Source organism: Nitrospirota bacterium (assembly GCA_040752355.1).
Lineage (GTDB): Bacteria > Nitrospirota > Thermodesulfovibrionia > Thermodesulfovibrionales > Dissulfurispiraceae > JBFMCP01.
Genome location: JBFMHE010000008.1, coordinates 13,161 through 26,117 on the forward strand (window position 1 = coordinate 13,161; position 12,957 = coordinate 26,117).

Here is a 12,957-nt window from a genome sequence, read left to right on the forward strand (position 1 = left end):
TACCGATATCAGGGAAGAGGAGCGCCGATGGTGGAAAAGAAGACCGAGCAGAAAGAAGATAACGCCCAGGGGAGCAGCCCCCGAAAAAACAACGGCAGCTGTCCGGCCCCTGTACTCGTCAAACCGGGCATGTCGCCCCGGGAGGTCGTCAAGGCGGTGCGGTCCGCTCCCGGCGTTTTCCTCACCTCCACCGGCATGCGCGACGCAGGGCAGTCGGACTACAAGAACCGCCACCGGATTTACGATCTCAAGACCCTCGCCCCCTTCTATAACGAGATGGGGCTCTTCAGCGCGGAGTGCCACGGCGGCGCGCGGTGGCATGTGGGGGTCATGAACCGGAGGGAGACGCCCTTCGAGGAGATCGACCTGCTCCGCGAGCTGATGCCGAACGTGCTGCTCCAGACGCTCATCCGCGAGACCAACCTCTTCGGCTACCGTCCCTATCCGAAGAACCTGATCGAATACGTGGTCTCGAGGGTCGATATCGACGTCTGGCGCTGCTTCTCGTTCCTCAACGATGTCCGCAACATGCGCACCGTCGCCGAAGTGGTGATGAAGCGGGGGAGGATCTTCCAGCCCGCCATATCCTTCACGCAGGCCGACTGGACGACCAACGACTACTATCTCAGTGTCGTGAGGGACATGGTCGATCTCTGCGGCGGCGTCGACGAGATCATCCTCTGCATCAAGGACATGGCGGGCGTCGGCAGCCCGCAGCGGATCCGCAGCCTCGTCGATGCGATCAAGCAGAAGTACCCCCGGCTCGAAGTGCAGTACCATCGCCACTCGACTGACGGCATCGCCATGCCCGCGCTCCTCGCCGCGGCACAGGCAGGGGCGAAGATCCTCGATGTGCAGGAGGATTCGCTCACGCGGTTTTACGGCCAGGCGCCCATCCTGGGGCTGCAGGCCTATCTCGAGGAGTCGGGTATCGCGGTCAACATCAGCAGGCCGCATGCGGAAGCCGCTGTCCAGAAGGTCCGCGACTGGATCGGGCATTATGAATGGGCGGAGTCGCCGTTCAAGGGATACGACCACACCGTGACCGAGCACCGGATGCCCGGCGGGGCCTTCCCGAGCTCGTTCGAGCAGGCGGCGAACGGCGGGTTCCTGCACCTCATGCCCGCCATACTGAAGGTGATGTCCCTGTACAACAGGATCATCAGGTACTTCGACGTGACCCCCGGCTCGCAGATCACCTGGGTCACCTGCAGCGGCATCGTGAACCGGTACGACAAGGAGAAGGGCGCCGCCGGCGTGCGGCACATCATACAGCTCCTTACGAAGTTCGTCGAAGGGAAGGAGCAGGTCTTCGAGAGCATGGAGAAGCACGAGCAGGAGGAGCTGCTGCAGCTCTTCAAGAATGCGCCGGGCGACTTCAAGAACCTCCTGCTCGGCGGCTATGGAAGGCTCCCGATGGGATGGCCTGCCGAGTGGGTCTACCGGAGCACCTTCGGCGAGGAGTGGAAGGCGAAGGTCAAGGAACGCAAGGAGACCTCTCCGCTCGAGTCGGTGGCTGACGACGACCTCGAACGGCTCAGGCAGAGCCTGGCCGACAGCCTCGGCAGGACGCCGACGGAAGAGGAGTTCATCCTCTATCTCATGCACCCTAAGGACGCGCTCGAGGTGATCAACTTCAGGGAGCGCTACGGCGAGGCGCCGCTCCTCCTGCCGACGAATGTCTGGAGAGGGGGACTGCAGAGGCCGGGCGACAAGGTGGAGTTCGAGCTCTGGGGCAAACCCTACTGCATCGAGCTCGTCTCGGTGGGCGCCGAGCACGAGGGACTGATCCATGTCGTCATGAAGGTGAACAACAAGACGCGGGTCTACACCGTCGAGACGCCGAGGGCGAAGCGGGTCGAGATACGGATGGCCAAGGGGCCGCACGAGGTCGGCGCGCCGATCAACGGCAATCTCTGGAGGATCGGCAACCCCGAGCGCGGCGCCATCAAGGCCGGCGACATCGTCCACAAGGGAGAGGAGATCGCGAACCTCGAGGCGATGAAGATGGAGAACGCGATCGTGGCGCCCTTCGACGGGCAGATCGTCGAGGTCTGCGTGAAGCTGAACGATACGGTGCAGGAGGGGCAGGTGCTCTTCGTGCTCGCGAAAGTAGAGCCCAAGGCCCCGGAGCCTGCCGAGAGAATCGATTAGCGGGTGCGTTCTCCTGCGGAGAGGTGCTCGTAAGGGTAGGATTTGACGGAGAGGGCGAATTCTTCGACGGCGGGCGAGAGCCGGGCCTTCGACGGCATGATGAGGGAGAGGCTCCTGAGTATCTTCCCCTCCCTGAGGACCGCCAGCTTCAGCCTCCCGTCTTCCACCTCTTTCTTTACCGCCAGTTTCGAGACGATGGATATCCCGATGCCCGCTTCGACGGCCTCTTTTATGGATTCCGTGCTCCCCAGGGTCAAGGCGATATGCATATCGTTGGTAGTGACGCCGTGGGCCTTCAGGTATCCTTCGATCTGGTCCCTCGTGCCCGAGCCCTCTTCCCGCAGGATGAAGGGCTCTCGCGTGATGTCGAGCACGGGGACCACCTTCTTCCGCGCCCACGGGTGGGCAGGGGGGACGATCAGGGTCAGCTCATCCGGCACGATCGGCTCTATGCGCAGGGTGGACCGGGAGACTTCCCCCTCGACCAGGCCGAGGTCGATCAGCCCGGACATGAGGAGATCCTCGATCCGTTTCGTGTTGCTCACGAGCATGCTGAACTTGATCTTGGGATGCTTCCTCTTGAAGTCGATGATGACGCGGGGCAGGACGTGGTTGCCGAGCGTGGTGCTCGCGCCCACCGTGATGCCGCCTTTGATCATGCCGGTGACTTTCCCGATCTCCTTCTCGATATCGGTGTAGTGCTGGAGCAGGTGTTTTGCATGCCGGTAGAGAATCCTCCCGGAAGGAGTCAGCCTGACAGCCCCCTCGGACCGGTCGAAGAGCTTGGTCTCGAAAAACTCTTCGAGCGCCTGTATCTGGAGGCTTACCGCGGGCTGGGTGAGATGGACGATCTTGGAGGCCTTCGAGAAACTCCTGGTTTCGGCGACCGCGCAGAAGAGCTTCAGCTTGATATCCATACGCATTATAATACCACAGTACTATGAGATTTCGTTATGAAGGGATAAGACCGGTGATAAAACCATGCGAATCCGTGTAAAGTGATAGTAAAATGATACAGTGAAAGCGAGGCTCGACGGCAGAAGAGCGGCAGGGAGGATCATGACGAAGCTGAGGAACAGAGAGGATTTGGTGGCGCTGCGGAGCGGCCTGAAAGAGGAGCCGTCCGATAGCGGTATGCAAAAGGTAAAGGTGTGCTGCGGCACCGCCTGCGCGGCGATGGGATCGCACGAGGTCGTCGCCGCCCTCGAGGACGAGGGCCGTAAGAAAGGGCTTCCCCTGGATGTCGTCAAGACCGGCTGCCAGGGCATGTGCCAGAAGGGGCCGGTCATGAGGACCGATCCCGAGAATATCTTCTACCAGAAGGTCCGGCCGGAGCATGCAGGGCCTATGATAAGTTATCTGTCCCGGGGCGAGGACCACTTCAGGCAGGGGCTCTACCGGGAGGATATCACGAGCGAGCCCATCCCCGAGATGACGGAGATCCCTTTCTACAAGAAACAGATGAGGGTCGCGCTGAGGAACAACGACAAGATCGATCCCCGCAACATTCACCACTATCTTGCGGTCGGCGGTTACGGCGCGCTCGAGAAGGCGCTCTTCTCGATGACCCCCGAGGAGGTGCTGCACGAGGTCGACCGCGCGAATCTGAGAGGAAGGGGCGGCGCCGGGTTCCCCGCGGGCCAGAAGTGGCGGCACACCAAGGGCGCGACGGGCAGCGTGAAGTTCGTCATTGCCAACGGCGACGAGGGGGACCCGGGAGCGTTCATGGACCGCTCGATCATGGAAGGCGATCCCCACAGTCTCTTCGAGGGCATGCTCCTCTGCGCCTATGCTACGGGTGCGCAGTACGGTTTCATCTATGTGCGGCATGAATACCCCCTTGCGGTCAAGAATCTCAGGCATGCCATTCGTCAGGCCGGGGAGCTGGGGCTCCTCGGGCAGAATATTCTCGGCACGGGCTTCAGCTTCCACCTCGATGTGCGCGAGGGCGCAGGGGCCTTTGTCTGCGGCGAGGCGTCGGCGCTCGTCGCCTCGATCGAGGGCGAGCGCGGATATCCGAGGACCCGGCCGCCGCTTCCCTCGGAAGTGGGGGGAGGGGTGTGGGGCTATCCGAGCACCATTAACAACATCGAGACCCTCGCCTGCGTTCCGGTCATCATCGAGAAGGGAGCGGAGTGGTTCAGGAGCATAGGGACCGAGAGCGCGCCGGGCACGAAGGTCTTCGCTCTCACCGGCAAGGTGAGGAATACGGGGCTCATCGAGGTCCCGATGGGTACGACCCTGCGGGAGATCATCTTCGATATCGGCGGCGGGATTCTCGAGGGCAGGGCGTTCAAGGCGGTCCAGACCGGCGGCCCCTCCGGCGGCTGCATCCCGGCGAGCCATCTCGATCTGCCGGTCGATTTCGATTCGCTCATCCGCGTCGGGTCGATGATGGGCTCGGGCGGCATGGTGGTCATGGACGAGGACACCTGCATGGTCGATGTAGCGAAATACTTCCTCTCCTTCACGCAGTCCGAGTCGTGCGGCAAGTGCCCGCCCTGCAGGATCGGCACCTACCAGATGCTCCAGATCCTGGAGCGGATCACCAGGGGAGAGGGCCGGCACGGCGATATCGAGCGGTTGATTCAGCTCGGCAAGAACATACAGAAGGGCTCGCTCTGCGGCCTCGGCAAGAGCGCTCCGAACCCGATCCTCTCGGTAATCAAGTACTTCAGGGAGGAGGTCGAGGAGCATGTCTATGACCGCTACTGCCGCGCCCAGGTCTGCGCGGGGCTGGGCGTGTTCATCATCAACCAGACCGAGTGCCTGCGGTGCGGCCTCTGCAAGGAGTCCTGCGCCTTCGATGCGGTCAAGGAGACACGGGACCAGTATTTTATCGACCGCGATTACTGCACCCAGTGCAGGGCGTGCTACAACGTCTGCCCGGTGCAGGCGGTCACTATTCACAAGCAGAGCGTGGTGAGGCTGCAGGAGCAGTTCGGCATACCGTCGGAAAATATCGAAGTACTCGAAAGGAGCGCGCGAATGACGTTAAAGGATCTTCTTCAGAGCAAGCCGATGCGCGTCGAGACCTGCAGTCCCGACTGCATTGTCGCCGATGCGGTTACGATCATGGACGGCAAGAACATCGGCTCCTTGATCGTGGCCGATGCGAACGGGGAGCTCATCGGTATCTTCACCGAGAGGGACATTATGCACTGCTTCGTCAAAGGGGTCCAGTTCAAGAACGAAGTGATGAGGAATGTCATGACCCCCAACCCGATAACGCTCGACGCCTCGGCCGACCTCGGCGTTGCCATCAATCTCATGTCCGAGAGGAAGATCAGGCATCTGCCGGTGACCGAAAACGAGAAGGTCATAGGGATCATCTCCTACCGGGATGTCGTCTCTTACCTGCTCCCCGAGGTGATCTATCTGTCGGAGGACATTTATTAGGTCTATTGACTTAATGGCGTATTTAGGGTAAGTTAAAACTAATGTAAAGGGGAGTAGCTGTTGCAGCGGTGGTCGTCAATACGGTCGGCACAAAGGGATGGTCGGCCCGGCGCCGCTGGTTAGAGCAACCTAACAAGCAAGACCTTTACCTCCTGCGAAGCAGGAAGGAAGAGCGGGGAAGCAGGAACTGAAGGCGTATGCTTCTGGCTTCTCACCTCGTACTTCCTGCCTCTTGCCTGAAAGGGGGTAAAGGTCTTTTTTATGGAGATGCATCGTGGATAAGCTCTACAAGGGCATTCATACCTTTCAACGGTCCTATTTCAAGAGGGAGGAAGATTTCTTCAGGCGGCTTTCGGCGGCGCAGACGCCGGAGGTGCTCTTCATCACCTGCGCCGATTCGCGCGTGGACCCCAATCTCGTCACCCAGAGCAGGCCCGGGGAGCTCTTCATCGTGCGGAACGTGGGCAACATCATCCCGCCCTACGATGCCATCAAGGATAAAAACAGCGTCGCCGCTGCGCTGGAGTTCGCCGTTCTCGTGCTGAAGGTGAAAGATATCATCGTCTGCGGGCATTCGAACTGCGGGGCCATGCAGGCGCTCTACAGCGACGAGGATGCCTTCAGGCGTACTCCCCACCTCGGCGAGTGGCTCGATCTCGCGAGGCCGGTGCGCCGCATCGTCGAACGGTTCTACCCGCAGGCGCATACGTCGTCGGCGGTCCGCCTGCGGATCACCGAGGAAGAGAACATCCTGCTGCAGCTGAAGAATATCCAGTCCTACCCGTTCGTCTCGCGGGCGCTCGAAGAGGGCAGCCTGCATCTCCACGGGTGGTACTACGACATAGGGATGGGGAGCATCTGCTCCTACAATCCGTCGACCGACCGCTTCGAGGGGATCGGGGGCAGGGCATGAGCGGGGAGAAGAGCGTGAAGATTCCGCGGGTGATGTCGACGCAGCATCCCGACAATGTCATCCTGCCCTTTTTCGCGGAGAGCCAGGACATGTCGGGCGACGACGAGATACAGGAGGCGTATTACGCCTATTCGCATCTCGGGATCGATGAGCAGATGTGGGATTGCGAGGGCAAGGAAGTCGACGACTTCGTGGTCCGGAAGCTCTTCACCAAATACGAGCATTTCTTCAAACAGAGGCGGCTGGGGGAGGATGTCTTCCTCACGCTGCGGGTCCCCAATCCCGACGTGGAACGGCAGGAAGCGAAAGTGCTCATCGAGACGCTCGAGAGCATACCCCGCTCGTGCGATGCGGCGCGGCTGTTCTACGGGCAGGATATCCCGTCCATCTTCGAAGTGATCCTCCCGATGACCATGTCCCCCGAGAGCCTGAACAGGGTGTATTATTACTACAAGGACTTTGTCGTCGGGAAGGAGCATAAGCCCTTCTATCCCGGCGACATCCCCATCGCCGAGTGGATCGGCGAGTTCAAGCCCGAGACGGTCAACGTGATCCCGCTCTTCGAGGACAAGGTCCATATGCTCGAGGCCCACCGCATCATGGGCGCTTATCTGAAGGGGAAGGATATCAAGCACCAGCGGGTCTTTATCGCCCGGTCCGATCCGGCCATGAACTACGGCATGGTGAGCGCGATCCTCTGCAACAAGATCGCGCTCCAGCGGCTGCGGAGGCTCTCCGAGGAGACGGGCGTTGCCCTCTATCCCATACTCGGTGCCGGCTCCGCGCCGTTCAGGGGGCATCTCACCCCTGATACGGTCGACATGATGCTCGAAGAATATCCCGATGTCCAGACCTTCACCATTCAGTCGGCGTTCAAGTACGACTATCCGGTCTCGTCGGTCATCACCGCAATCGAGACCCTCAGGAAGACGCAGATGACGCGGGGCTATGACCTTGACGAGGGGAAGTGCATCGAGATCATCGAAAAGGTGTCGGCGGAGTACCGGCGGCTGATAGAGCATCTCGCCCCGCTCATCAATCACCTGGCGGGGTTCGTTCCGAGGCGGCGGATGCGGAAGCTCCATGTCGGCCTTTTCGGGTATGCCCGGAGCGTCGGCGCGACTTCGCTGCCGAGGGTCATCAGCTTCTGTGCGGCCTGCTACTCCATCGGTTTGCCGCCGGAGCTCCTCGGGCTGAATGTCCTTACCTGCGAGGACATCGCCTGCATGAAGGATATGCATGTGAATTTCATGTTCGATATGAAGACCGCGATGTCCTTTTTCAACGAGGAGGTGCTCGCCCTGCTTCCGGATGAGGTGAGGAGGTCGCTCCGGCTCGACTGGGGGGAATACCGCGTACTCCCCGAGTACAGGGAGGTGACGTCGCGGCTCATACGGGCGCTCAGGGAGAACGACCGTGCGAATATCCAGGGGATGCTCGTAGAGGCGGCGCACATAAGAAAGTTCCTGGGATAGCCGCATCGCGGCGGGGCGTGCTGGCTGTTCGAGGAGAGTGAAAACCAGGCTGCAGAACGGGAAAAGGAGGAATACGCCATGAAGCCAAGCGAGAGAGAAGAGGAGTATGTAGCGCGGAAGGAGTATGAGAGGTTACGGAAGATCGAGGAGGAGAAGCATGAGCGGCTCGCCGAAGAGGAGAAGAAGCGGCTCAAAGAGCTCCATCTCATGCGCTGCCCCAAGTGCGGCATGGAGCTGATAGAGATCGACTACAAGGCCATAAAGGTCGATAAGTGCTCGGAGTGCGAAGGGATATGGCTCGATGCCGGAGAGCTCGAGGCCGTATCGCGGCTCGAGAAAGGCGGCCTCGACAAGCTCTTCAGCGTGTTCAAGAAGTAGGCGGGGCGAAGATCGATGAGGAGTCCTGCTGCACCATAGCCTCTGCTTTGGCGATAAGGAAGCATTCATGCGTTGGCATCAGAAAAACATCGAGGATACCATCGGAGGACTGCGCTGCTCTCCTCAGGGGCTCTCCCCTGAGGAGGCGCAGCGGCGCCTTGCCGAGTACGGACGGAACGAGCTCAGAGAGAAGAAGCGCAGGACGCCCTTCATGATGTTCCTCGACCAGTTCAGGGACTTCATGATCATGGTCCTCATCGCTGCTGCGCTGGTCTCGGGCATCATCGGCGAGCCTTCCGATACCATCGCCATCATCGTCATTATTGTCCTCAATGCGATCATCGGCTTCGTCCAGGAGTACCGGGCCGAAAAGGCGATAGCCGCGCTCAGGAAGCTGGCGGCTCCCACGGCGACGGTGATCAGGGGAGGTGTGCCGACCGATGTCCCTGCAGCGGAGCTGGTGCCGGGCGACATCGTGCTGCTCGAAGCGGGAAAGATCGTGCCCGCCGACATGCGTTTGGTCGAGGCGGCGCAGCTGCGGATCGAAGAGGCTGCCCTCACCGGCGAGTCCGTGCCGGTCGACAAGCATACCTGTGCATTGTATGACGAGTCGCTTCCGCTCGGCGACCGCAAGAACATGGTCTACAACGGGACGATGGTCTCCTACGGAAGAGGGAGCGGTGTGGTCGTCGCCACCGGCATGGAGACGGAGCTCGGGAGAGTCGCCGGCATGATCCAGGAAGAAGAGGAGGTGAAGACCCCGCTCCAGAAGCGGCTCGCTGCATTCGGCCAGAAGCTGGCGGTAGCGGTCATCGCCATCTGTGCAGTCGTCTTTATTGTCGGCCTCCTCAGGGGTGAGCCGGCACTCCATATGCTCCTTACCGCGATCTCGCTCGCCGTCGCGGCGATCCCGGAGGCGCTGCCGGCGGTGGTGACGATATCGCTTGCGCTGGGCGCAAAGAAGATGGTGCGGCAGAACGCCCTGGTGCGGAAGCTCCCTGCGGTCGAGACCCTGGGGTCGGTCACCTACATCTGCTCGGACAAGACCGGCACCCTGACCCTGAACCGCATGACCGTCGAGGAGCTCTACGTCGAGGGCAGGGTGGTGGGAGCGGAAGAATTGAGCGCGGAAGGAACAGGCGCCCGGAAGCTGATGCTCACGGCCCTTGCGCTGAGCAATGATGCGCAGCAGGGAGCGGAAGGGGATATCCTGGGAGACCCTACCGAGGTGGCCCTCTACAGCATTGCACAGGAGAAAGGCTTCGAGAAGGCATCGGTCGAAAAGGAGCTCCCCCGTGTTGCCGAGCTGCCGTTCGATTCCGACCGGAAGGCGATGACCACGTTTCATAGCGTGCCTCCCGATTTTCCCGCAGCAGGGAAAGGGGGATTCGTCTCCTTCACCAAGGGAGCAGTGGAGTCGCTCGTGGAGAAGGCAGCGGACGAGCTGACTGCCGAAGGAGTGAGGGAGCTCGACAGGCGGGCGCTGCTGAAGACCGCTGAGCGGATGGCGGCAGAGGGGTTGCGGGTCTTATGCATCGGGATGAGGCGGTGGGAGGCGGTACCTCAGGAGCTGACCCCCGAGGCGGTCGAGACGGGCCTGACGATCATCGGGCTGGTGGGGATGATGGACCCGCCGCGGGAGGAGGCGAAGGAGGCGGTCTCGTTGTGCAAGAGCGCGGGGATAAAGCCGGTCATGATCACGGGAGACCATCCGCTGACGGCCCGTGCCATAGCGCAGCGGCTGGGCATCCTGGAGCGTGAGGAGGGCAGATCGATCACGACGGGGCGGGAGCTGGAGAAGCTGCCGCTGGAGGAGTTCGAGGAGCGGGTGGAGCATATCCGGGTGTATGCGCGGGTAGCGCCCGAGCAGAAGCTGAAGATCATCCGGGCGCTGCAGGACAGGGGACAGTTCGTGGCGATGACGGGAGACGGGGTGAATGACGCTCCTGCGCTGAAGCGTGCGGATATCGGGATTGCCATGGGGATTACCGGCACCGATGTAGCGAAGCAGGCGGCCCATATGGTCCTTTTGGACGACAACTTCGCCACCATCGTCAAGGCCGTCAAGGAAGGCAGAAGAATCTTCGACAATATCCGCAAATTCATACGATACACCATGACGAGCAATTCGGGCGAGATATGGACGATCTTTCTGGCTCCCTTCTTCGGGCTCCCCATCCCGCTGCTCCCGATCCATATCCTCTGGATAAACCTGGTGACCGACGGCCTGCCGGGGCTCGCCCTGACCGCCGAGCCGGCGGAACGCAAGATCATGCAGCGGAACCCCCGCCATCCCCGGGAGAGCATCTTCGCCCACGGCCTCGGGACCCATATCCTATGGGTCGGACTGCTGATGGGGGCAGCGTCCATATTCACACAGGCATGGGCTATCCAGGCCGGCATCGCCAACTGGCAGACGATGGTCTTCACCGTCCTCTGTCTTAACCAGATGGGACACGTTCTTGCAATACGCTCTGAAAGAGAATCCCTTTTCAGGCAGGGGCTTTTCTCGAACAAGCCTCTTTTCGGCGCCTTCCTGTTGACCTTTGTCCTGCAGATGGCGACCATATATGCCCCCTTCCTGAATCCGATTTTCAAAACACAGCCCCTCTCTCTCCGTGAGCTGCTGATCACGCTTGCCCTCTCCGGGGTGGTCTTCATCGGCGTCGAGATCGAGAAGTGGCTGAAGCGGCGGAGCGGTGAGTGATACTCCTTGCCCCCGCCTGACCGTTTGAGGAGGAAGCGTTGCCATGGAAAAGAAGATGCGGTTCAGCGTGATCTATTTCATTATCGCGATAGCCGTGCTCCTTTCACTGCAGAATTATTTTTTTTCTGGAAAGGTTGCCCCCCTTAGCTATAGCGAGTTCAAGATCCTTCTCGCAGAGGGGCTCGTGAACGACCTCACCATAGCCCAGGATATGATCGAAGGGACGTTCGCCGCCGGTGCGCAGGAGCGCCTCATCGCGCTCAGGAACGAAAAGGATAGTGCAGCAGCTGAACAGCTGAAAAAGACCGGCGTCTTTACGGTGGTCAGGATGGATGACTCCGATCTGGTTCGGGAGCTCACTGCCAAGGGCATCCGCTACGCGGCGCGGCGTGAAGCGACGTGGCTCGTCAACCTCCTCTCCTGGATTCTTCCGGTCGTCTTTTTTGTCGCGATCTGGGGACTGCTCTTCAGGCGGATGGGAGCCCCGGGCGGCGGGGGAGGGCTCATGGCCGTGGGGAAGAGCAAGGCGAAGGTGTATGTGGAGGGCGAGACCAAGGTCACGTTCGACGATGTGGCGGGCGTGGAGGAGGCTGAGGAGGAGCTGAAAGAGGTGATCGAGTTCCTGAAGAACCCCCAGAAGTTCCAGGGGCTCGGCGGCAAGATACCGAAGGGCATCCTGCTCGTCGGCCCTCCCGGGACCGGCAAGACCTTGCTGGCGCGCGCCGTGGCAGGCGAGGCGAAGGTGCCATTCCTCAGCCTGAGCGGCTCGGACTTCGTCGAGATGTTCGTCGGCGTCGGAGCCGCGCGGGTGCGCGACCTCTTCAGCCAGGCCGAGAAGCTTGCGCCCTGCATCATCTTCATCGATGAGATCGACGCCCTCGGCAAGGCCCGGACGCTCAGCCCTGTTTCGGGCGTGGACGAGAAGGAACAGACGCTGACCCAGCTCCTCACCGAAATGGACGGGTTTGATACGCGCAAGGGCGTGATCATCATGGCGGCCACGAACCGTCCCGAGATCCTCGACCAGGCGCTGCTCAGGCCGGGGAGGTTCGACCGGCATGTGCTGGTGGACCGTCCCGATATAAAAGGGCGCGAGGAGATCTTCGCCGTCCATGTCAAGAAGATCAAGCTCTCCGGGAATGTCGATATCCATGTGCTCGCATCGATGACCCCCGGCATGGTCGGCGCCGACATCGCCAATATCGTGAACGAGGCGGCGCTTCTCGCGGTGCGGAAGAGCAAGGACATCGTCGAAATGGCCGACTTCGAGGAGGCGATCGAGCGGGTCGTCGCAGGCCTCGAAAAGAAGAGCAGGGTGATGAGCAAGAGGGAGAAGGAGCGGGTGGCGTACCACGAATGCGGCCACGCGATCGTCGCGAGCGTGCTGCCCAATGCGGACCCGGTGCGGCGGGTCTCGATCATCCCGCGGGGGATCGCGGCGCTCGGCTATACCCTGCAGCTGCCGACCGAGGACCGCTACCTGCTGACCGCGTCGGAGCTCCTCGACCGGATGGCGGTAATGCTGGGAGGCAAGGCAGCGGAAGAGCTGATCTTCGGCGAGGCCTCGACGGGGGCCCGGAACGACCTCGAGAAGGCGACCGAGATGGCCCGGAGCATGGTGCGGGCCTACGGCATGAGCGAGAAGCTCGGCCCCGTCTCCTTCGAGAGGAGCCGCTCGCTCTTTCTCGAGCCGCAGTGGGGCGCTCCGCACAAAGAGTACAGCGAGGAGACGGCGCAGCGGATCGACAGCGAAGTGAAGACGCTGCTGGTGGACGCCTATGCCAAGGCCAAGGGACTTCTGTCGGAACGGATCGAAAAACTGAAATCAATCGCCGCATTGCTCCTCGAAAAAGAGGTTATCGACGGAGACGAGCTCAAACGGCTGCTGGAGCAGGACCCCGGGCATTCGTTTAAGAAAGCGGTATAGGGAG

General features: G+C 61.1%; 8 protein-coding genes. 7 read left to right on the plus strand and 1 reads right to left on the minus strand.

Annotation, left to right across the window (positions count from 1 at the left end):
- Positions 1 to 129 precede the first annotated feature (129 nt).
- The gene (locus AB1805_07225; GenBank protein ID MEW5745209.1) at positions 130 to 2,154 is read left to right on the plus strand and encodes a biotin/lipoyl-containing protein; all 2,025 of its coding nucleotides are present in this window, start codon (positions 130 to 132) and stop codon (positions 2,152 to 2,154) included.
- Here AB1805_07225 and AB1805_07230 read toward each other — a convergent pair.
- A complete protein-coding gene (locus AB1805_07230) occupies positions 2,151 to 3,071 on the minus strand; it encodes a selenium metabolism-associated LysR family transcriptional regulator (protein ID MEW5745210.1) in 921 nt (306 codons plus the stop codon). The two genes, AB1805_07225 and AB1805_07230, sit on opposite strands and share 4 nt — an antisense overlap.
- Before the next feature lie 100 nt (positions 3,072 to 3,171).
- Here AB1805_07230 and AB1805_07235 point away from each other — a divergent pair, with 100 nt between their 5' ends.
- The 6 genes from AB1805_07235 (at position 3,172) to ftsH (ending at position 12,953) form a co-directional block, all read left to right on the plus strand.
- Positions 3,172 to 5,553 carry an NADH-ubiquinone oxidoreductase-F iron-sulfur binding region domain-containing protein gene (locus tag AB1805_07235; GenBank protein ID MEW5745211.1) on the plus strand — a complete coding sequence of 794 codons (2,382 nt, stop codon included), beginning with the start codon at positions 3,172 to 3,174 and terminating at the stop codon, positions 5,551 to 5,553.
- Between the two features lie 274 nt (positions 5,554 to 5,827).
- Entirely contained in the window at positions 5,828 to 6,466 is a 639-nt protein-coding gene (locus AB1805_07240; GenBank protein MEW5745212.1) for a carbonic anhydrase, read from the plus strand.
- A gap of 14 nt (positions 6,467 to 6,480) precedes the next feature.
- The gene (gene ppcA, locus AB1805_07245) at positions 6,481 to 7,941 is read left to right on the plus strand and encodes a phosphoenolpyruvate carboxylase (GenBank protein MEW5745213.1); all 1,461 of its coding nucleotides are present in this window, start codon (positions 6,481 to 6,483) and stop codon (positions 7,939 to 7,941) included.
- Between the two features lie 78 nt (positions 7,942 to 8,019).
- Positions 8,020 to 8,319: a zf-TFIIB domain-containing protein gene (locus AB1805_07250; protein ID MEW5745214.1), complete on the plus strand. Its 300-nt coding sequence runs from the start codon at positions 8,020 to 8,022 to the stop codon at positions 8,317 to 8,319.
- A gap of 67 nt (positions 8,320 to 8,386) precedes the next feature.
- The gene (locus AB1805_07255) at positions 8,387 to 11,026 is read left to right on the plus strand and encodes a cation-translocating P-type ATPase (GenBank protein ID MEW5745215.1); all 2,640 of its coding nucleotides are present in this window, start codon (positions 8,387 to 8,389) and stop codon (positions 11,024 to 11,026) included.
- A 43-nt stretch (positions 11,027 to 11,069) separates the two neighbouring features.
- Entirely contained in the window at positions 11,070 to 12,953 is a 1,884-nt protein-coding gene (gene ftsH / locus AB1805_07260; protein MEW5745216.1) for an ATP-dependent zinc metalloprotease FtsH, read from the plus strand.
- Positions 12,954 to 12,957 lie beyond the last annotated feature (4 nt).